Below are 20,176 nucleotides of genomic sequence, written 5' to 3'. Positions count from 1 at the left end.
GAACTAATGAACATATTGCAAAAAAATGATCTCAAAATGCTCGTCCTCGCCCTCGTCATCTATGGCATCATCATGGGGCTGACGAGCGCGGGCATGCTGAATGCGTTCTGGCAGCTCAACCTCATCTTTGCGGGACTGAACATCATCCTCGCAGCGAGCCTCAACCTCATCAACGGATATACCGGTCAATTTTCGTTGGGTCATGCCGGCTTTATGGCGATCGGCGCGTACGTCGGCGTCGTCCTCACGACGAACTTTGAGATGGCATTCCCCCTCGCCATCCTCGTCGGCGGCGTTGCGGCGGGTCTTCTCGGCGCACTCATCGGACTGCCGACCCTGCGTCTGCGCGGCGACTATCTCGCGATTGCAACGCTCGGCCTCGGTGAGATCGTCCGCATCGTCATCATCAACGTGCCCTATGTCGGCGGCGCGGCGGGCTTCAAGGGCATCGCCCATCACACGAATTTCACGTGGGTTTTCTTCATCATGCTCGCGACCCTCTTCATCATCAAGAATTTCGTGAACTCGCGCCACGGCCGCGCCTGTCTCGCCATCCGCGAGAACGAAATTGCGGCGGAGTCGATGGGCGTCCACACGACGAAGTACAAGGTGCTCGCCTTTACCATCGGCGCGTTCTTCGCGGGCGTCGCGGGTGCACTGTTCGGGCACAATATGTATATCCTCAGCCCCGCGTCGTTCACCTTCATGCAGTCGTTCAACATCCTAATCATGGTCGTCATGGGCGGCCTCGGCTCGATGACCGGCTCGATTGCGGGCGCACTTGTCGTCACCTTCCTCTCGGCGGCGCTCGCGAGCTTCCCGAACGCGCGCATGATCATCTACGCGCTCGCGCTCATTCTGCTCATGTTCTACCGTCCGCAGGGACTCTTCGGCTACGTCGAGGTCACGGCGATGCAGCCGCTGCGCCGCTTCTTTAAGAAGGGAGGCGAGGCATAATGGCAAAGGATCTCCTGACCGCTTCGGATGTCTCCATGGTATTCGGCGGACTCAAAGCCATCGTGGACTTTAACGTACACATCAGGCACGGCGAACTGCTCGGCCTCATCGGGCCGAACGGCGCGGGCAAGACGACGGCGTTCAACCTCTTTACGGGCGTCTATCAGCCGACGACGGGCGAAATCACATTCAAGGGCAAGAGCATCGTCGGACTCGCCCCCTACCAGATTACGGAGCGCGGCATTGCGCGCACGTTCCAGAACATCCGCCTCTTCGGCGAGCTGAGTGTGCTCGACAACGTAAAGATCGCCTACCACTGCCACATGAACTACGGACTGCTGGAATCCTTCCTGCGCGTTGGGCGCTACTGGGAGGAGGAGCGAAAACTCGAGGAGGAGGCACACCGTCTGCTCGAGATCTTCCACCTCGGAAACCTCGCGCACGAAAAGGCAAAGAACCTCCCCTACGGCGCACAGCGGCGGCTTGAGATTGCGCGTGCGCTCGCGGCACAGCCGAGCCTCCTGCTCCTCGACGAGCCGGCAGCGGGCATGAACCCGCAGGAGACACTCGAACTCATGGAGATGATCCGCTGGGTGAAGAAGGACTTCGGTATCACGATCCTCCTCATCGAGCACGATATGTCGCTCGTCATGGGCATCTGCGAGCGCATCTACGTGCTTGAGTACGGCGCGATCATCGCAAACGGCACACCCGAGGAGATTCGCTCGAATCCCGAGGTCATCCGTGCATATCTGGGGGCGGAGGAGTAACATGGCAAACGAAACAACGGCAAAAACAGCCCCCATGCTCCGCATCGCGGATCTGGAGGTCTACTACGGCGCGATCCACGCGCTGAAGGGGCTGTCGCTTGAGGTTCATGCGGGCGAGATTGTCACCCTCATCGGCGCAAACGGCGCGGGCAAGTCCACGACGCTGCGCACGATCTCGGGGCTGATTGCCCCGAAGAGCGGCACGGTCGAATTCGAGGGCAGGAATATCGCGGGCACGGGCGCGCATGAGATTGTGCGCGCGGGTATCTCGCAGGTACCCGAGGGGCGGCGCATCTTCGCCGAGATGACCGTGCTCGAGAACCTCGAACTCGGTGCGTTCATCCGCACGGACAAGGACGGCATCGCCGCCGATATGGAGATGGTCTTCACGCGCTTCCCGCGTCTCAAGGAACGCATCACGCAGCAGGCGGGCACGCTCTCGGGCGGCGAGCAGCAGATGCTCGCAATGGGGCGCGCACTCATGAGCCGCCCGCGTCTCCTGCTCCTCGACGAGCCGTCGATGGGACTTGCGCCGCTCCTCATCAAGGAGATTTTCTCCATCATCGTCGACATCAACAAGGCTGGCACGACCATCCTGCTCGTCGAGCAGAACGCGAACATGGCGCTCTCGATTGCAGACCGCGCCTATGTCCTCGAGACGGGACGCATCACGCTCTCTGGCGCGGCAAAGGAGCTTGCGGCGAGTGAGGATGTGCGGAAAGCATATTTGGGCGGGTAAAATCGCCCGGATTGGACATCTTTTCCGCCCGATCCGAACGATTTTACATTTTCCGAAAAGGATATTTCATCCATTAAGGCGAATATTAAAAATATATCGCACGTATCCATTGGCAAGGAGGAAGCATTTATGTTTGTTGCCAACTGTATGACCAAGAACCCCGTCACCATCGGCCCCGATGCAGGGATGGACGAAGCATCGAAGCTCATGGACAAGGGGCATTTCCGCCGTCTGCCCGTCGTCGAGCACGGCAAGCTCGTCGGCTTTTTCACGAATCGCGATCTCCTGCGCGCCTCGCCCTCGTCGGCGACCACACTCGACCGCTTCGAGGTGCGCACCCTGCTCTCAAAGATCAAGGTCGCCGATGTCATGCAGAAGAACGTCATCACCGTCACCGATACGATGACGATTGAGGAGGCCGCGCTCGTCATGGAGCGCGAGAAGATCGGCGGTGTCCCCGTCCTCTCCGAGGTTGGCAAGCTCGTCGGCATCATCTCCTCCACGGACATCTTCCGCGCCTTTATCGCCGTCATGGGTCTCGACAGCGGCAAGACGCGCCTCACGATCGACGTTGCCGACCGCAAGGGCGTCCTGCGCGACATCTCAACCGTCCTCGCCGATCTCGACATCAGCATCGACAGCATGGTCACGCTCCCGCAGCCGAGCGGCACCTATCAGATCATCATCCGCGCCGACATCGACGACGTGGATACGGTCAAGGAGCGCCTCTGGGCAAAGGGATTCAAAGTCAGCCACGTCATCCAGATTGGCTGAACACACCTTCCTTCATCCATACAAAAACTCTGCCGCAGCCAAAGCGGCAGAGTTTTTGTATGCGTTTTTCACTCCCCAACGAGTCTCCCATCCGTCCCGATGAGAATGACGAGTGCGGGCGGAAAGTCCGCAAGCAGGGCACGTCCCGCCTCCGGACCGAGCACAAAGACCGCCGTCGACAGCATATCCGAGAGAAGCCCCATATGCCCCTGCCATGCGGGCAAATCCTCTGCGCTTAGCGGCAGTGTCACCACCACCGAAGCAAGCCCTGTGTCCGCAGGATAGCCTGTGCGCGGGTCGATCAGGTGATGATACCGCCGCCCCTCATAGAGAAAGAACCGCTCATCATCCCCCGATGCCGAGAGGACTTCATTGGAAAGCGGAAGAACGGCGAGCGCATCCCCCGCTCTCTCGCCGCGCGGATTTCGGATCCCGATCTGCCACGGCTCTCCCGCCTCATTCACCCCCATGCCGAGAATAGAACTCGTACCGAGATCGGCGAGCGCGTTTTTGATGTCTGCCTTTTGCCATGTGCTGCGGATGCCGTCGAGTGCCAGCCCCTTGATGAGCGCGCCGCGATCGATCTTCATACCCGCCTTCGTCAGCCGTGCTTCATACCGTGTTTGACCGCCCTCCTCGACGCTGCGCAGTTCGAACGATGTATAGCCGACCTGCGTGCGCGCTGCTGCAATCTCCTCGGCGCTCGGAGGAATCTTCTCCATACGCGCCTGCTCCCACAGTTCCGTGAGCGCCCCCGATGTCACATCGAATGCACCGTCTGAGCGCCGTGCGACCTCCTGCGCGAGGGTCAGCGTCTCATAGAGTGCGGGCGATATCTCCCGCCATTCGCCCGTCCCCGCCGCAGCCTCAAGGTCGGCAATCGCCGCCCCGTCCGCATCGTGCTCCGTCTGCGTGAGCACCGCCAGCCCGTCGCGCAGCGCCGCCTGCGACGTAATCTCGTCCGCGCGCACCGTGAGCCGCGCCACCGTCCCCATGACGAGCTTCGTCTCCTCCGCCGTCACCGCTCCCCCTCCCCCGCATCCGCCGAGGAGCAATGCTGCGCAAAGACACGCGAGAGCAGGAATTTTAGCAAATGTGAAGAATCTACCTATCATATGTATTCCTTTCAAATAGAGGAAACATCTCTGTATCTTTACGAGGGAAACGAAGCCGTACGATGCTCCAAAGCAAACCCTAGTGAAGCAAGCGGAGAAAAGCGTTCGACTCGCCCCCTGCGGATTTCTTTCGTTCAAGCGAAGCGCGTTTAAGAAGTCCGCAGGTATTTAGGCGAACGAGAACGCGACCGCTTGCGTAACGAGGCGTTTGCGTGGAGTACGTACGGCGTACATGCACGCGCAATCCCCCGACCGCTTACGCAACTAAGCGTTCGCGCAGGGCTTGCACCACTTAGAAAAATCATCTCACACGAGGTATTCCATGTCACCCAGACTCTATGAAATCGCCCGCTTCGTCCTCGTCGGCGGCGCGTGCTTCCTCCTCGACTACGGCCTGCTCTACATCCTCACCGAGTACGGCGGCCTCCACTACCTCCTCTCGGCAGGCATCTCCTTCACCATCTCCGTCCTCGTCAACTACTGGCTCTGCCTCGTCTGCGTCTTTCGTGGGGCAAACGCGCAGACACGCCGCGCGAAGATGCTCTTCTTTGGCTCGAGCATCGCAGGACTCGGACTCAACCAGCTGCTCATGTGGGTACTCGTTGACTTCATCCATATCTACTACATGATCGCAAAGCTCATCGCCGCCGGCATCGTCATGGTGTGGAACTACGTTCTCAAGCGCCGTGCAGTGCTCGGCAACTGATTCCATTCTAGCAACTCTCTGCCGACTCTGCAAGCACCGAAGGAACGGATGAAGTTGTCACATTTCCACGCACGAATACTTCAAAATCGTCGGCTCCCCCACTTTTTTCGACAACTGCCCACAGATCTCCCCTGCGCGTATGCGTCGGCTGCCGCCGAAACAGTGCATTTTCCGACGCATAACACGGGAGAATGTGGGCAGTTTCTCATTTCATTTACCTATAATTGCAATTTAATGAGTGTAAATAGAGGATATTGTCTATTATAATAGAATATATTCAATGAATTCACTCTTATAAATTTGCTTCAATAGATAAAATAGTCTTGCTATTTTCGCGATTTTGAGTTACACTAAAAAAAAAGGATGGACGGCTCATTGACAGCAGATATATGAGCGTTGCAATTTCATCTGCGCAAAGGAGTGAATATCATGTTTCTGGAGGAGCGCCAAGAGCTCATCGTCCGCATGGTGGAGCGTGACGGCAAGGTAAAGGTCAAAGAGCTCAGCGCCAAATTCAAGGTTACCGAAGACTGCATCCGCAAGGATCTGGGCTCACTCGAACGGCAGGGACGTCTGAAGCGCACCTATGGCGGCGCCGTGAAACTGACGCAGAGTGTGCACATGATCGAGGTCAGCCGTCACCGTCACATGGATATCGAGGCGAAGCGCCGCATCGCGCAGGCTGCCGTATCCCTCATTCAGGAGAAGGATATGGTCTTCCTCGATGTCTCCACGAGCAATCTCGCGATTGCAGAGCTCCTGATGAAGAGCGACCGCGATCTGACGGTTGTGACGAACATGGTCGACGTGCTCGGCGTGCTCGCGCGCAACCCGCGCATCGAGCTGATCTTTGCCGGCGGGCAGATCAATCGCGGACGCGATGGATTCTGGGGCGGCATGACGCAGGATTTCATCGGCAGACTCAAGCCCGACATCGCCTTTGTGGGCGCGGTCGGCGTGGATGTCAAGGGGAACAGCGTGTCCACCTACGACATCGACGACGGGCTGAACAAGGCGCGCATCATCGCGCGCAGCAAGCGTGCCTATGTGGTTGCAGAGGCGCGCAAGCTCTCGACGGACGGCAACTATGACTATGCGCCGCTCAATGCGCTCGCAGGGCTTGTGACGGATACGGAGCCGCCCTCGGACATTCGCGCGGCAGCGGCGGAGCTCGGTGTGGATATCGTTCTGCCGTAAGGATTGTAGTTTGTAGTATCGTAACAAAAGCCGGGACGGTCTTGCCGTCTCGGTTTTTTTGTGGGAAAATACGGGGAAAGGAGGAGTTTGATGGACGATTTGCTTGCGTCCTGCACGCTCTGCCCGCGCCGCTGCGGGGTGAATCGGAATGCAGGTGCGCGCGGCTTCTGCGGCGCGTGCAGCGCTGTGCGCGTTGCACGTACGATGCTGCACCGTTGGGAGGAGCCGTGTCTCGTGGGCGTGCATGGCGCGGGCGCGGTGTTCTTCGCGCACTGCACACTGCGTTGCGTCTACTGCCAGAATCACGCAATCAGTCACGAAGGGCGCGGCAGAGAGATGGATACGGAGGCGCTTGCCGCCGCCTTTCTCGCGCTCGCGGCAGAGGGTGCGGCGACGCTCGACCTCGTGACACCGACGCATTATACGCCTCAGATTCTCTCTGCGCTCACGCTCGCACGGGCACGTGGGCTGACGCTTCCCGTCGTCTGGAATACGAGCGGCTATGAGACGGCGGAGAACATCGCGCGCCTTGCGGGTGCGGTGGACATCTATCTCCCCGATCTGAAATACGCGAGCGAGGAGAGCGGGCAGCTCTATTCGTGTGCGCCCGATTATGCAGCAGTGGCATGGGATGCCCTTGCGGCAATGGTCGCACAGGTCGGCAGTGTGCAGTTTGCTCCCGACGGACAGCTTCTCAGCGGTGTGCTTGTGCGCCATCTCGTACTGCCGGGACACCGCCACGAGAGCATTGCACTCGTCGAGCGCCTGTGGGCGGAGTTCGGCGATGCAATTCAGCTGAGTCTCATGCGGCAGTATACGCCGCTCTACCGCGCGCACGAGTTCCCGCCGCTTCATCGCCGCCTCACGACGTTCGAGTATGAGTCCGTGGTGGATGTGGCGCGCGAGATCGGCATGACGCGCGTCTATGTGCAGGGCGCGGAGGCGGTGGGGTCGCAGTATGTGCCGGATTTTGCGTGATTAGATTCGATATTATAATGGAGCAGTGTGAACCCAACGCGAACGCTTAGTTACGCAAGTGATCGTGCGCTTGTACGCTTAAGGAATCGCTGATAAAATGAAGTCCGTCAGATTGGCGTAGATTTTTTCGTTCGAACAAGGAGGCAAACCGGACGCATAGCCAAAGCTATGTGGAGGATTTGCCGACGAAGTGCGGGCAAAAAAGATGCGTCAAGATGGCGGTGCTGAATTTATCAGTGCTTCCTTAAATACCGTCGGACTTCTTAAACGCGCTTCGCTTGAACGAAAGAAATCCGACGGGGCGTACCGCGAGCGGTCAACGTCAACCAATCACACTTCGCTTGCGCTTGTGTTCTTGGGACGTTTTCCCATACGACCTGTTTCCCAATCAGCTTCGTCCTGCGGACTTGCTTCTTGGACAGGTCAGCAACTTTACTCACTTGCTCCACTAGGGTTCGCTTTTGGGCATCACACTGCTCTACGCATATGCACGGCATAACGTCATTGGTTCCCTCAACCACACCAAGCATGTCATTCACCCTCTCGCCCGCACAAAGCCCTTCCACACTGCCTTCCTCATCAAATCAACAGGTATCATCGTCGCAGCGAGTAGGAAGACGAGTGCCCAGCCGCCCGCATGGATGGGGGTCGTGCTGAACATGCCGCCGATCCATGCGCCAACGGAGTGCGGGATGTAAGGCGCGTTGATGATTGCCGCCATGATGAGGACAATCCCTGCCCAGACTTTGAGGAAGTCTATGTTCTCGCCGAGATCGCGGAAGATCCCGAAGCCCGTGGAGCGCACGTTAAATCCGTTCATAAGCGCCGCAATGACGAAGAGCAGGAAGTACGCCGTATAGTGCTCCGCCTTTCCGTCGAAGGCGGCGGCAATGCGCGCGTCGGTCAGGAAGAAGAAGCTGAGGAGGACGAGCCACGCGCCCATGCAGACAATCTGCACGGTCATCGAGGGGCTGATGAGGTTCGCGTCGCGGCGGCGCGGCTTCTCGCGCATATAGCTCTCGTGCGCGGGTTCGTTGCCGAGCATGATTGCGCCGAGGCTGTCCATGACGAGGTTGATGAAGAGGAGATGCGTGACGCGCAGCGGCTCGATGATGCCGAAGAAGGGCGCGGCGGCGCTCACGACAACCGCCGCAATGTTGATGACGAGCTGGAAGCGACAGAATTTCAGGATGTTGTTGTAGATCGTGCGCCCGTAGAGGATGGCGTCCTTGATCGAGCGGAAGTTGTCGTCAAGGATGACGATGTCCCCCGCATCCCGCGCCGCCTCCGTGCCGCTGCCCATGGCAAAGCCGACATCCGCGCCGGAGCGCGGGCGAGTCGTTGACCCCATCCCCCGTCATGCCGACGACAAGGTTCATCTGCTGCGAGAGGCGTACGATGCGCGACTTGTCCGTCGGCAGCGCGCGCGCAATGACGCGCAGCTGCGGCAGGACGCGCTGCACCTCCTCGTCTCTCATCAACGCGAGATCGCTGCTCGTGAGGACGAGGTCGCCGTCAGCGCGCAGGAGCCCCGCATCGCGCGCAATCGCAACGGCGGTCTCGCGGCGGTCGCCCGTCACCATGACGACCTGCACGCCCGCCGCCTGTACCTCCGCAATCGCCTCGCGCGCCTCGGGGCGCACATCATCGCGGATTGCAGCAAGCCCGATGAGCACGACATCCGCATTGATCTCATTCTTGCGGAAGGACTGCGTCGAGTATCCAAACGCCAAGACGCGCATGGCTCGCGCGGCATAGGCGTTTATTTTTTCGTTCAGCTGCGCCGCATCGAAGCGGGCGACTGCCCCGTCCGCCGTGAGCGCGTATTTCGCCCGCGCGAGCAGCGCCTCGGGTGCGCCCTTGTAGACGACCGTACCGCGCGCGGGCAGCTGTGCCTGACTGAATTTGTTCGTCGAGTTAAACGTCTGCCGCTGTCCGACGCGGTAGCCGTCATTTGCCTGCATCGCACGGTAGGTCTCTGCCCCGAGGAAACGCATGACCGCCTGATCGGTCGGATTGCCGCCGACGACCGCACCCTGCTCGTCGTACATGGCGGCGGAGTTCATGCCGATGGCGAGTTTCAGCTTTTCATGGAGTGCCTCATGCTCCTCAATCTGCGCGAGGACGCTGCCGTCTGCGGTGAAGAATTCCACCACCTCGAGCTGTCCGCCCGTGATCGTGCCCGTCTTGTCGCTGAAGAGGATGTTCAGCGAGCCCGCCGTCTCGATACCGACCGCACGGCGCACAAGGACGCCGCGCGCGAGCATGCGGCTCGTATTCTGCATGAGCACGAGCGAGATCATGAGCGGCAGCCCCTCGGGCACGGCGCAGACGATGATGAGGATGGCGAGTGAGACCGCCTGTATCAGATCCACAAGGATCTGACTCCATCCGCCCATGACATATGCCTCGAGCCCACCCGCATGCAGGGCAAAGAACATCATGTAGAGCGCGATGATGACGAGCCCGGAGATGTAGCCGAACGCCGAGATCTGATCGGCGAGCCTCGCGAGCTTTACCTGCAGGGGGGAGTCCGGCTCACGCGCCTGCATCTCTGCCGCCATCTTCCCCATCATCGTGCCCGTGCCGACGCGGCGCACCTCCATCACGCCCTCGCCGTCAAAGACGACACTCCCGCGAAAGAGGGTCGATCTGTCGACAAAGCTGTCGCCCGTGATCTCGGCGGGAAAGCGATAGTGCGTGTCTGCGGGCAGCTTCGGGCACTCCTCCGTCTCCCCGTTCAGCGCCGTGTTGTTGACGCGCAGATCGCCCGAGATCAGCAGTCCATCCGCAGGGATCTTGTTGCCGCCCTGCAAAATCACATGGTCACCAACCACGATATCATCCACAGGCAGGACGACAAGCCCCCCGTCGCGGCAGACCTTCGCCGTATCCTTTGCCGTGCGCGCGCGCAGGGCACGGTACTCCGTATCGCTCGCAACATTCGTCCGCGCCGTCACCGTCGCCACGATGATGACGGTCACAATCGTGCCAACCGGCTCGTAGATCTCCGCGTGCCCCGCGAAGTACATCGCGATCATGAGCGCGACCATGACGAGCAGGATGCGGATCATCGGATCGCGGAACGTCTCCATGAACGCCTGCCCGAACGTCATCCACTGCGGCTCGGGGATGCGATTCGCCCCGTGCGCGCGGCGCGACGCCTCCGCCTCAGCCGATGTAAGTCCCGTGAATTTCAAGACCGCTCCCCTTCCCCAAACACAACATCATCTGCGCACAGCGCGCACAAAGTAGTAGACGAGATAGGCGCTGAGTGCGAGCGCCAGCCCCTCCCCGACCGCACCGTACATCGGCGCAATCATGACAATCATCGTCAGCACGGCAACGCGCACGGGCTCCTCCCACGCCGCATTCGTCCGCCTCTGCGCGGCATCGGCGGCGGCAGAGATGACGTTACGCCAGCGCGTCAGCCAGAGCACGATCCCCGTGACAATCATCGCCGCCGTCATGAGGATGAGCAGCGCCCAGAATATTTTCTCCGCGAGCAGCTCATGATTGTGGATGTGCATATTCAGGAAGAACGGCGCCATCGTCAGCCATGCGGGCACGGGGACAAAGAGCGGCGCGCCGTCCCCCGAAGCGGGCAGATACGCCTGCTCGCCCAGCGCGAAATCCGTTGCGCGCACGGTCGGCGCTGCAATCTGGAAGATATAGTAGGCACTGTCCTCCGACGGCAGCCGCATGGAGATGACATCCTTCTGCGGGAACTCCGCCGCAATCCGCGCATACGCCTCCTCCGACGAGATCTGTAGCGCATTCGTCTGCACGGCAAAATGCTCTGCGGCAAGCGCGTGCGCCGTGCGGTGGTAGTCGCGGATACCGATGGAATAGAGCACGATGAAAATGCCGCTGACGCACATGAGGACAGCCCACGTGCCGGCAAAGATCGAGGCGAGCTTGTGCCAGTCCGACCAGAAGAGGCGGCTGCTCCTGCGTCTGCGCACACCGAAGGCGAGGCTTTTCATCATCGGCAGGTAGAGATAGACACCCGTCACAATCGAGACGACGGAGAGGGCGCACATGACGGCGAGGAAGTCGCGCCCTCCCTCGCCCATGCCCATGCGGACGTGCAGGACGTGCATTGTGTGCATGAACGCCTGCACCGCCTCGGAGCGGTAGACGCGATCCTTGCGGTCAAAGAGCGCCCCCGTCCGCACATCGTACATGATCTGCTCGCCGCCCATGCGCATATGCGCTCGAGACGCCTTCCCTCCACGATCCTTGACGAGGAAGTAGAGCGTCCCGTCCGAGGCATCCGGCGTGACCGCGAGAATCTCTTTCGTGGGAAACGCCTCCGTGAGCGCAGCCCGCCCCTCGGGCAGCGCCGCCCAGATCTCAGAGAGTGGAAGCGCTCCGCCGCGCGCGGGCAGATTCAGCGTATTCCACGCGTTAATCTCCCCGCGAAAGAGCAGCGGCAGCCCCGTCAGCGTCAGCAGCAGCAGGAAGATGGCGCAGATGAGGCTCACCCACTGATGAATGACATATATTTTTCGCATAAAAAGTCCCCATTTCAAGAAATACGTTTCTTATCATATCATAAAATCAGGAAAAAGAGGACGGCTGCGCTCCGCGGCGCAACCGTCCCCCATTCTCTCCAATCAGCCCTCTTCGACCTCGATCAGGGCGTACTTTCCATCATTGCGGCTGTAAACCACATTGACCTCCTCCGTCTCCGCGTTGCGGAATACGAAGAAGTGGTGGTTCAGCAGATTCATCTGCATAATCGCCTCCTGCACATCCATTGGCTGCAGGGCAAAGCGTTTCGTCTTGACGACCGGGAATACATCGTCCTCCTCCGGTACGGGCTGGACGAAGGTCTCGACCGCCTCTGCCTTGAACCCGCCGTGACGGAAACGGCGCTCGAGCTTCGTCTTCTGCTTGCGAATCTGGCGCTCCAGCTTCTCGATGACGAGATCAATGGAGCTGTACATATCCTCCGAACGCTCCTCACCGCGCAGCAGCACGCCGCGCACGATGGGAGCCGTAACCTCTACCTTGTGATGCTTGCCCTCCACGGAGAGCAGCACCGAGATCTCGCCGACATTCTCGAAGTACTTCGTGATCTTGCCGACCCGCTTCTCCACATAGTCCCGCAGTGCCGGTGTAACCTCGACATTCTTTCCCCGAATCGTGAATGCAGCCATGAAACACAGCCCCTTTCTATCCACGGGAGCGCTCTTCTCACCGCTCCCCCTTATACCTATGTATTTCGACATGAAGAAAGAAAAACCTGCAAAAGAATTGTACTTTCCCTAAATTCTGATTTTTTGATTCGCCTGTTTTGTGCAAATGAAAAAGCCCGCTGTGTAAGCCGGGCTTTTCAAACCTTTGTTTTTATTCCTTTTTGACGACGTTGTCCGCCTGGGGACCGCGCGCACCTTCGACGATCTCGAACTCGACTTCCTGTCCTTCGCTGAGCGTCTTATAGCCCTCGCCCTGGATCGAGGAAAAGTGTACGAACACATCGTCGCCGTCCTCGCGGGAGATAAATCCATATCCCTTGTCCGCGCTGAACCATTTCACCTTGCCCGTCATATCGGCTCTCCTTTCACTGATAGAGAAACCCGCTTGCAAGCAGGATTTCTCCAGTCTCGCACGTATGCTTCTTCTTATTATAAGAGCCGTGTGTATTACTGTCAATGGGATAACATGAAACGGTGAGAAAAACTATTCACAGCTGCGGGAAAAATTTTTCAACGCGCGCGCGGCGCTCTCGTTCAAACTCCTCACGCCGTGCAAACATCTCCCGATAGGCGGCGATGTAGTCGCCCAGATGCTGATCGAGCAGACGGTGCGCTGCAACATAGCGATAGGCGTTCTCCGCGAGCGTCCGCCTGAGATCGGCGCGCGCAATGAGGAGGTCGAGCTTCTCGGCGAACTCCTCGGGGCTGTGGTAGATCAGCCCCGTCTCCCCATCGCGCACAGTCGCCGCATAGACCGTCGGGGAGGCAAGCGCGACGGCACCGTGCCCCGCCGCCTCGATGAATTTCAGATCGGACTTGGCGCGGTTGAACTCCGTATCCCTGAGCGGCAGGAGTGCGATGTCCGAGGCGTGCAGCGCCGCTGTATACTGCTCATACGGGGCAAAGATGTCGCCGTCCCGTTCACCGCCCGCGAACTCCTTTGCATTCGTTTGCAGCGCATCGAAGAACTCCCGATCCGAGACGACGCGAAAATAGAGCCGATCGCCATGACGGCGGATCGCCGCGTTGAGCGCCGGCATCAGCGGCTCCCAGTCCGCACGGCGGTTGAGTGCGCCGAAGAAGACCGTGACACGCGCGCGCTCCACATCGTAGGTGCGCGCCTCCGGCAGTTCCGTGAGCTGGTTCTCAAAGAGGTAGATGTGGGGATTGAACTGCCGCAGAAGATCGGCAAGATACGGCGTCGATGTCTGCACGGCGGAGACTGCACGAAAGAGGAAATAGTCCGTCTCTGCCGCATTCTCAGAGATCATCGGATGATCGTCCATCTCCTGCACGAAGATATTCCCCGCTGTGCCGTACCTCTGCAAGAGGGCATTCACAGAGAATTCACATTTGAGGTTGCACCGTTCAAGCAAGATAAAACTATCGTACAGCTCCCCAAGACTATACAGTTCTATTGACGGATCTCCGCCGTGCAGGGCACCGCTCAGCGTGACCTGCCCACGCGCAGCAAGGCGCGCAAGCGGCGCATCCAGACGAATCGGCGCGCACTCCTCGACGCGGTTCAGCAGGACGACGTGCAGCGCACGATGCCCCGTCTCGTACTCCATGCGCAGCGCGGGAGATACAGCGGGCAGGAGCGGCGCAATCTGCGCATTGCACATATCTTGAAGGGATGCACGCGCCGCGCGGTAGTCCTCCTCATTCGTCAAAAATACACGCCGCTGCCAATGCTCCTCAATCTCGCGCCGCCACGAGAGCGCTGTACGCACACAACGCTCTGCATCTGCCGTCGATGCGTGTGTAAGCCCCATCGGACGACTGATAATGGTGACATCGCTGCCTGCGAGCAGCCGCAGCCAGAGCTGTGCATCAACCCACTCTTCATCGCGGCGCTCATCCAGCCACGCTGCGAGATCAGAGCGGCGGAGGAGGGCGCACGCGAGCGTTCCGAGCGGATTGATCTGCCGGAGCAGCAGCTCCCGCCCGACCGCACGCCCGTCCAGCGTCCCCCAGAAGCCCTCGAGAGGCGCGACCTCCTCCGACATCCCTGCAAACGCCCCCGTCTCATTGAGCACACCGCGCATTGCCGTCACAAACGCCGTCTTCGGACGGGAGAAGAAGACATCCATCATCTGCGTCAGTCGATCCGGCAGGAGTACATCGCCAACCGCGCAGTACTGGACATATGCGCCCTGCGCGAAATGCAGACAGGTGCGCAGCGAGGGATCGCGCTCCCCCGTGCAGCGCACACAGCGCACGCGCAGATCGCCCAGATACGGCGTCACCTGCGCCCGCGTCCGATCATCACACGCAATCACGATCTCGATGTTCGGATAGGTCTGTGCGCGTGCGCTTTCGAGCGTCTCCACAAGATACGCCGAACTGCCGCTCACGGGGACGAGGATACTCACCAACGGGGCAGACAGAAGCACCGTGTGTCCCGTTGCACGGATGAGCGGCAGATCGTGTGCCCACGAAATATTGCCGAGCGCATCCTGCCAGATTGTCTCCGGCACACCGATGTCCAGCCCCCAGCGCTCCGCGAGGAGCGGACGCGCCGCAGGGCGCCGCAGATCATAGAGCTCGCAGACCTCTGCCCCCCTGTGCGCGAGATATGCGGGTGCGCGCAGAATGTGAAAGCCCTCGTATTTGAGGCGAAACGAGAGGTCGAGATCCGCGCCGCCGCCCGTGAAATCCTCATCGAAGCCGCCCACCCGGTCGAAGGCGCTGCGGCGCATGAGCAGGGCAAAATCCTCAAGGAAGAGGCTCTCCGCCGCCCCCGTCAGATGCTGCCGTACCCATGCAGCACTCTCCTCCCCCTTCGCAGCCATCGCCTCGGCATTCATGTACTGCCACGCATACAGTGTGCGGTTGGAAAAGGGTCCGACGGCGGCGATCTCCGCATCGAGCAGGAGATTTTCCAGCAGCACTTTCAGACCATCCGCCGTGAGGATGATTCCCTCCTGCAAAAAGAAGAGCATTTCTCCCGACGCTGCGGCTGCCCCCGCATTGTTCCACGCCGCCACATGCTCTGCAGCGCATGAAAGCAGCCGGCACGGCAGTCCGGCAAGCGCATGCCGCGCCACCTCCTCATGTGACGACTGCACGGCAACGATCAGTTCCACCTCCACGCGAAGGACGGAGGCAGCACGGGTTGCCGCCTCCGCCGTCTCACGCAGATATGTAACATTCTCCGTGCCTGCAACGATGATCGAAAGAACCTGCCGCATCCACACTGCTCCTCATTTCATTAACGATTGACAGACTTCCTCATATGCACGACGCAGCTCGGGCGCAACCTGATGTGAAAGCGGCTCGAATCGTACGCATGCCTTCCTGACCACGTCCAGTCCCTCACGGTAATCCGCATCCGTGAGAAATTCGCTCCGATATTCGTCCAGCACCTGTCTCCACTCAACAAGGCTGCGAATACCGGTCGATGTCTGCTGCCCCTCCTGCCCTCCATGCTGACGATACAGTCCGAGCGCAGGTGTGAATACCACGCAGTCCCCCTGTGCAAGAAAATGCAGCCACATAGCGACATCTGTAATCACTTGATACCCACGTGCAACGACCTGCTCCACAAGCGGCGCAGCATCGCTCTCATGTCTGTAGAGCACAATGGACGGCTCCCCGATAAAATTCGTACACTCGGTGAGCAGCAGTCTTCCTGTCTCCCTGCCGGACACAATTCCGTATGCTCCGTGCACCGGCACAAGCACAGGCCAAAGCCCTGTAAATTTCCCCTCTGCATCAATCACACCGCGCTGCGATGTGACAAGCCTCACATTGGGATTCCGCAGAAAAGCATCCAACATCAGCGTCAGCTTGTCCGGCAGCAGCATGTCGTCATCCATCAGCCACTGGATGTATTCGCCTTGGGCAAGCGGGTGAAACATCTCATGGTGCTCTTCCTTCGGCGACACGGGTCCTCGCACATAGCGTATGCGCGGATCCGCGAGATAGTCCTGCACCAGCTGCTCCGTGCGGTCATCTGTCCCAAAATCGCCAACAATGATCTCAATATTGGGATAGGTCTGTGCGAGCGCACTTTCAAGAGCCTCCCGAAAATATTCCGGACGGTTATAGGTCATGATAAAGATACTGACGAGCGGCGCACGCAGCAGAACACTGCGGCAGGTCGCATGAATCATCTCGGGATTCTGCTGCCAGTCGATCGCCATCAGCGCTTTTTGCCAAAGGGACTCCGGCAGTCCGATATCCAGCCCCCAACGCTGCAGCAGAACGGGACGTGCCCTAGAACGCGTCATGTCGCGGATAGGATAAACGCCCGCCCCCATATGCGGCAGGTACACGGGAACGCGCAGGAGTCTGTATCCCATACGCTTCAGACGAAACGAGAGATCCATATCCTCCCCGCCGCATGCGGGGAAGTCTGCACAGAATCCACCGACCTGATCGAACGTATCACGCCGCATAAGAAGGGCAAAGTTCTCCAGGAAAAGACTGTCCTGCGCCTCCGGCGAGGAGTGCTGCAGCTCCGTGGACGGTAGCCCTCCCTCCGCCTCGATCTGCGCGGCATTCAGGTACTGCCACTCATAAACGGTACGGTCGGAGAATGGTCCAACAGCGCCGATCTCCGCACTCTGCGCGAGGGCATCCAGCAGCGCACGCAGCCCTGCGGCATCGAGCAGAACGCCCTCGCGCACGAAGAGGAGGCAGCTGCCGGAGGCAAATGCACGCCCATAATTGTTGAGCAGAGCAAGGCTATTGGTCTCAACAGGACAGATCTGAATGTCGTCGATATGCCGCAGCGCCTCCTCCGCCCTTTGAAGATACGGTGTCGGCGTCACGACAAGCAGTTCTGCCTCCGCGCCGCAGTCCACGCAGGCAGAGCGCGCCGCCTCTGCCGTCTCGCGCAGGTAGTCCGCCTCCTCCGTGACCGCGAGGATGATGCTGAGGCTCTTCATCGCTTCAGCTCGCGCAGCAGCATGAAGTCCGCCATCCGCATCTTTGCCGCCACCTGCAGAGCCTTGTCCCGCTCCCCCATCTCATGCAGGAGGAGCGCCATGTTGCGGAGCGTCGCATCACAGCCGGGGTCGAGGCGCAGTGCCGCCATGAGGAGCGTCTTTGCGCCGCTGTAGTCATTGGAGGCATACGCCGCACCCGCAAAGGCGTTCAGTGTCTCCACCTTCTCCACGGGACGGATCTCCTGCGCGAGGATTGCCGCCGCCTGCTGCTCGGCGGCAGCAGGGGAGGAAGTCGCCTGTACGGGGGCAGGTGTCGGCACGGCAGACACTACAGCGGGCGCAGCGGGAGCAGCGGCTGCGGGTGCAGCTGCCTCTGTGGGTGCTGCGAGTCCGAGGAGCGCCGCGAGCTGCGGATACTCTGTCCGTGTGCGCGCGGGATTCAGGCGCGCATCCAGTCCCGCAAGCCGCCCGATCTCTGTGCGCTGCTCATAGGAGAGAGAACGCTTGTGGACGCTGAGGATATTCTCGAAGAGCTTCAGCGCGTCGTCGGGACGCTTCTCGCGCTGGCAGATGCGTGCGAGCAGGATGCGCACATCCACATTCGATGCATCCCGCGAGAGTGTATTCGTCACCCAGCTTGCCGCGCGCGTATAGTCGCCCAGCTCAAAATAGGCGCGCGCGACATCCCCGAAGCACTCCTCGGGTGCATGTCCCTGCTCGAGCATATCCGCAAAGGTGTTGATGACCTCCGCATACGCCTTTTTCTCCATATGTGCACGAATCTGCTCCACCGTCGCCATCTTCTTCTCTGCCATTGTCATCGTCCCTTTCGCATTTCGTTTTTCTTCCCGCCGTGCACGCTTTTTGCGCGCGCGCTCCGCGCGGTTCTTCTTACGCTTCTTCATTGAGATATCGCTCCCATATCATCTCATATGCCGCCTCCACGGCACGGACATATCTCCCGCCGGACATCAGCGGCGAGGCGCGCATCATACGCGGAATCGCCGTGTGCAGCGCCGCGAGGAGTTCCGTATCGCTCCCAAGGGCGGCAGCGCGCTCCACATATGCCTCGGGCGTATCCGCGACCAGTTCCCCCAGCCCCGCATTCGCGAGGAGACTCGCGCCGAAGCGCGCCCCGTGCCGCGTGCCCGCAAGCGTTACAACGGGCAGCCCCATGAAGAGTGCCTCGCAGGTCGTACCGCCGCCCTGATAGGGATAGGTATCGAGGATGATGTCCACATCCAGATAGTCGCGCAGATAGTCCTTTGACCCGGGGCGCAGCGTGAGCCGCGCGGGATCGATCCCCGCACGCACGGCGCGCTGCCCCATGCGCACCAGTATCTCCGCGCCCGGCCGGACATTCTTCAGCAGGAGCTGCGCCCCGGGCACGCGGCGCAGGATCTCGCCCCAGAGTGCGAGCATCTCGTCCGTGATTTTTGCAAAATTGTTGAAGCTGCCAAATACGGGCGGCGTATGCGGCGTGCGGTGCAGCTGCTCGTATGCCTGAAACCGCTCCGACGGCGTAAAGCACAGGTGCGTCTCCGGCAGCCGCAGAATCCGCTCCGTGAACAGTGCGTCCATCTCCGGCGGATCGACGATTGTGTCGCCGAGGAAGTAGTCCATTGCAGGCAGTCCCGTCGTATTGAAGTACCCAATGCCCGAGAGCTGCACAGGTGCGGGCTTATACGCAGCGATCTGCAGCGTCTTGCCGCCCGCCGAGTGCCCCGCGAGATCGAAGAGGATGTCGATCCCGTCCGCATAGATGCGCCGCGCTGCTGCATCCGCCGTTTCGTTCGAGAGATCGGCATAGGAGTCCGCCATCCCCGCAACCCAGTCCGTCGTCTCGCACTGCAGAGAGCCAATGTCGTAGAGATAGACCTCGAAACGTGTGCGGTCATAGGCAGAGAAGAGCTGAATGGCAAAGTTCAGCACGATGTGATCCGTGATATTCGGCGAGAGATAGCCGATGCGCAGCTTCTCGCGCCGCCGCTTTTCATGCGTGAACTGCGGAACATCGCCGAGCATCTCCGCATATGCCGCATGGGCTGTGCGCATTTCCTCATCCGTGACATCCGCTACGTAGTGGAGATACATGAGGTAGTTGCTGAGTGCCGCCATCCGCGCCGCATGATCCGCGCGCGGCAGCTCCCACGCAAGGCGGAGATGCGGCAGAGCCTCCTTCAGATCGGCAAGCCAGTAGAGGAGCTGTCCCATGTATTCATGCAGTTCATAGCGACGCTCCTCGGGGAAAAGATCGGCGTGCTCCATCTCCTGCAAGCGTGCAAGCGCCTGCTCCATGCGCCCCTCGGCAAGCGCCTTCTGCACGCCTTTGAATGCGCGTTCAAACGTCTTCTGCGTGTGCCTCCCACTGCGCCCAAATCGCACGGTAACATTCCTCCATCTCACGAATATAACGCTCCTGATCCATGACGGGCGACGCCTTCATGCGGTCGCGCAGCTCCCTGTGCAGCGCATCCAGAAGTTCCGGATTACCTGCAAGAGCCACCGCCGTCTCGACATAGTCCTCCATGCGCTCCGAGGCAAGGTCGCCGAGTCCGATGTTGGCGAGCAGACTGTAGGTAAAGCGCGTACTGTGCCGCTCCGTATAGTAGGAGACGACGGGCACGCCCATGTAGAGTGCGTCGCAGGTCGTACCGCCGCCCGGCCACGGGAAGGTGTCGAGTGCAATATCCACGTCCAGATACCGCTCCATATAGTCCCGCGTCGCCTCCTCGAGCATGACGCGGTTCAGATCGAAGCCGAGCCGCCCGAGGCGCTCCCATGCCGCGCGGGCGATGCCGCGTCTGCAAAATCCGCTTGTTTTGAGCAGCAGACGGGAGT

At 60.1% G+C, this 20,176-nt stretch carries 16 protein-coding genes and 2 pseudogenes; 8 read left to right on the top strand and 10 right to left on the bottom strand.

Going from position 1 to position 20,176, the window contains the following annotated elements; translation table 11 throughout:
• The first annotated feature begins 6 nt into the window (after positions 1 to 6).
• From AXF19_RS05680 to AXF19_RS05665, 4 genes are all read left to right on the top strand, one after another.
• Entirely contained in the window at positions 7 to 957 is a 951-nt protein-coding gene (locus AXF19_RS05680) for a branched-chain amino acid ABC transporter permease (RefSeq protein WP_066846226.1), read from the top strand.
• Positions 957 to 1,727, top strand: a complete 771-nt coding sequence (locus tag AXF19_RS05675; RefSeq protein WP_066846223.1) for an ABC transporter ATP-binding protein — start codon at positions 957 to 959, stop codon at positions 1,725 to 1,727. Before AXF19_RS05680 ends, AXF19_RS05675 begins: the two co-directional genes overlap by 1 nt.
• 1 nt (position 1,728) lies before the next feature.
• Positions 1,729 to 2,466, top strand: coding sequence for an ABC transporter ATP-binding protein (locus AXF19_RS05670; RefSeq protein ID WP_066846219.1), 738 nt, complete (start codon positions 1,729 to 1,731; stop codon positions 2,464 to 2,466).
• Between the two features lie 129 nt (positions 2,467 to 2,595).
• On the top strand, positions 2,596 to 3,240 hold the full coding sequence (locus AXF19_RS05665; protein ID WP_066846216.1) for a CBS domain-containing protein: 645 nt from the start codon (positions 2,596 to 2,598) through the stop codon (positions 3,238 to 3,240).
• 68 nt (positions 3,241 to 3,308) lie between these two features.
• Here the strand turns inward: AXF19_RS05665 and AXF19_RS05660 are convergent, their stop codons facing one another.
• On the bottom strand, positions 3,309 to 4,355 hold the full coding sequence (locus AXF19_RS05660) for an FAD:protein FMN transferase (protein WP_066846214.1): 1,047 nt from the start codon (positions 4,353 to 4,355) through the stop codon (positions 3,309 to 3,311).
• 322 nt (positions 4,356 to 4,677) lie between these two features.
• Here AXF19_RS05660 and AXF19_RS05655 point away from each other — a divergent pair, with 322 nt between their 5' ends.
• The 4 genes and pseudogenes from AXF19_RS05655 (at position 4,678) to AXF19_RS15230 (ending at position 7,484) form a co-directional block, all read left to right on the top strand.
• Positions 4,678 to 5,061 carry a GtrA family protein gene (locus AXF19_RS05655; protein ID WP_066846211.1) on the top strand — a complete coding sequence of 128 codons (384 nt, stop codon included), beginning with the start codon at positions 4,678 to 4,680 and terminating at the stop codon, positions 5,059 to 5,061.
• A 429-nt stretch (positions 5,062 to 5,490) separates the two neighbouring features.
• Positions 5,491 to 6,258 (top strand): DeoR/GlpR family DNA-binding transcription regulator, encoded by a 768-nt coding sequence (locus AXF19_RS05650; protein WP_066846209.1) that lies wholly within the window; start codon positions 5,491 to 5,493, stop codon positions 6,256 to 6,258.
• Between the two features lie 90 nt (positions 6,259 to 6,348).
• Positions 6,349 to 7,236 carry a radical SAM protein gene (locus AXF19_RS05645; protein ID WP_066846206.1) on the top strand — a complete coding sequence of 296 codons (888 nt, stop codon included), beginning with the start codon at positions 6,349 to 6,351 and terminating at the stop codon, positions 7,234 to 7,236.
• Between the two features lie 97 nt (positions 7,237 to 7,333).
• Positions 7,334 to 7,484, top strand: a pseudogene (locus tag AXF19_RS15230) (secretion protein HlyD).
• Positions 7,485 to 7,771: 287 nt separating this feature from the next.
• Here the strand turns inward: AXF19_RS15230 and AXF19_RS05635 are convergent.
• The 9 genes and pseudogenes from AXF19_RS05635 to AXF19_RS15220 form a co-directional block, all read right to left on the bottom strand.
• A pseudogene (locus AXF19_RS05635) lies at positions 7,772 to 10,436 on the bottom strand (cation-translocating P-type ATPase).
• A 27-nt stretch (positions 10,437 to 10,463) separates the two neighbouring features.
• Positions 10,464 to 11,753 (bottom strand): PepSY-associated TM helix domain-containing protein, encoded by a 1,290-nt coding sequence (locus tag AXF19_RS05630; RefSeq protein ID WP_066846200.1) that lies wholly within the window; start codon positions 11,751 to 11,753, stop codon positions 10,464 to 10,466.
• A gap of 102 nt (positions 11,754 to 11,855) precedes the next feature.
• The gene (hpf, locus tag AXF19_RS05625; RefSeq protein ID WP_009656949.1) at positions 11,856 to 12,401 is read right to left on the bottom strand and encodes a ribosome hibernation-promoting factor, HPF/YfiA family; all 546 of its coding nucleotides are present in this window, start codon (positions 12,399 to 12,401) and stop codon (positions 11,856 to 11,858) included.
• A gap of 190 nt (positions 12,402 to 12,591) precedes the next feature.
• Positions 12,592 to 12,792: a cold shock domain-containing protein gene (locus AXF19_RS05620; protein ID WP_009656948.1), complete on the bottom strand. Its 201-nt coding sequence runs from the start codon at positions 12,790 to 12,792 to the stop codon at positions 12,592 to 12,594.
• Between the two features lie 136 nt (positions 12,793 to 12,928).
• Positions 12,929 to 15,634 carry a glycosyltransferase gene (locus tag AXF19_RS05615; protein WP_066846197.1) on the bottom strand — a complete coding sequence of 902 codons (2,706 nt, stop codon included), beginning with the start codon at positions 15,632 to 15,634 and terminating at the stop codon, positions 12,929 to 12,931.
• 12 nt (positions 15,635 to 15,646) lie between these two features.
• Positions 15,647 to 17,335, bottom strand: a complete 1,689-nt coding sequence (locus AXF19_RS05610) for a glycosyltransferase family 2 protein (RefSeq protein ID WP_066846194.1) — start codon at positions 17,333 to 17,335, stop codon at positions 15,647 to 15,649.
• Positions 17,332 to 18,240, bottom strand: coding sequence for a tetratricopeptide repeat protein (locus tag AXF19_RS05605; RefSeq protein ID WP_066846191.1), 909 nt, complete (start codon positions 18,238 to 18,240; stop codon positions 17,332 to 17,334). The genes AXF19_RS05610 and AXF19_RS05605 overlap by 4 nt, the downstream gene beginning before the upstream one ends.
• Positions 18,227 to 19,720, bottom strand: coding sequence for an O-linked N-acetylglucosamine transferase, SPINDLY family protein (locus AXF19_RS05600; RefSeq protein WP_237141713.1), 1,494 nt, complete (start codon positions 19,718 to 19,720; stop codon positions 18,227 to 18,229). The genes AXF19_RS05605 and AXF19_RS05600 overlap by 14 nt, the downstream gene beginning before the upstream one ends.
• On the bottom strand, positions 19,677 to 20,176 hold a 500-nt coding region (locus AXF19_RS15220), incomplete at its 5' end, for an O-linked N-acetylglucosamine transferase family protein (protein ID WP_442983842.1). The genes AXF19_RS15220 and AXF19_RS05600, both read right to left, overlap by 44 nt.

The organism is Selenomonas sp. oral taxon 126 (assembly GCF_001683335.1).
GTDB lineage: Bacteria > Bacillota > Negativicutes > Selenomonadales > Selenomonadaceae > Centipeda.
This window is presented reverse-complemented; position numbering and strand designations above follow the sequence as displayed.

Coding starts and splice junctions, on each gene's coding strand:
- AXF19_RS05680 (WP_066846226.1), top strand. CDS start 7: ATGAACATATTGCAAAAAAATGATCTCAAAATGCTCGTCCTCGCCCTC.
- AXF19_RS05675 (WP_066846223.1), top strand. CDS start 957: ATGGCAAAGGATCTCCTGACCGCTTCGGATGTCTCCATGGTATTCGGC.
- AXF19_RS05670 (WP_066846219.1), top strand. CDS start 1,729: ATGGCAAACGAAACAACGGCAAAAACAGCCCCCATGCTCCGCATCGCG.
- AXF19_RS05665 (WP_066846216.1), top strand. CDS start 2,596: ATGTTTGTTGCCAACTGTATGACCAAGAACCCCGTCACCATCGGCCCC.
- AXF19_RS05660 (WP_066846214.1), bottom strand. CDS start 4,355: ATGATAGGTAGATTCTTCACATTTGCTAAAATTCCTGCTCTCGCGTGT.
- AXF19_RS05655 (WP_066846211.1), top strand. CDS start 4,678: ATGTCACCCAGACTCTATGAAATCGCCCGCTTCGTCCTCGTCGGCGGC.
- AXF19_RS05650 (WP_066846209.1), top strand. CDS start 5,491: ATGTTTCTGGAGGAGCGCCAAGAGCTCATCGTCCGCATGGTGGAGCGT.
- AXF19_RS05645 (WP_066846206.1), top strand. CDS start 6,349: ATGGACGATTTGCTTGCGTCCTGCACGCTCTGCCCGCGCCGCTGCGGG.
- AXF19_RS05630 (WP_066846200.1), bottom strand. CDS start 11,753: ATGCGAAAAATATATGTCATTCATCAGTGGGTGAGCCTCATCTGCGCC.
- hpf (WP_009656949.1), bottom strand. CDS start 12,401: ATGGCTGCATTCACGATTCGGGGAAAGAATGTCGAGGTTACACCGGCA.
- AXF19_RS05620 (WP_009656948.1), bottom strand. CDS start 12,792: ATGACGGGCAAGGTGAAATGGTTCAGCGCGGACAAGGGATATGGATTT.
- AXF19_RS05615 (WP_066846197.1), bottom strand. CDS start 15,634: ATGCGGCAGGTTCTTTCGATCATCGTTGCAGGCACGGAGAATGTTACA.
- AXF19_RS05610 (WP_066846194.1), bottom strand. CDS start 17,335: ATGAAGAGCCTCAGCATCATCCTCGCGGTCACGGAGGAGGCGGACTAC.
- AXF19_RS05605 (WP_066846191.1), bottom strand. CDS start 18,240: ATGAAGAAGCGTAAGAAGAACCGCGCGGAGCGCGCGCGCAAAAAGCGT.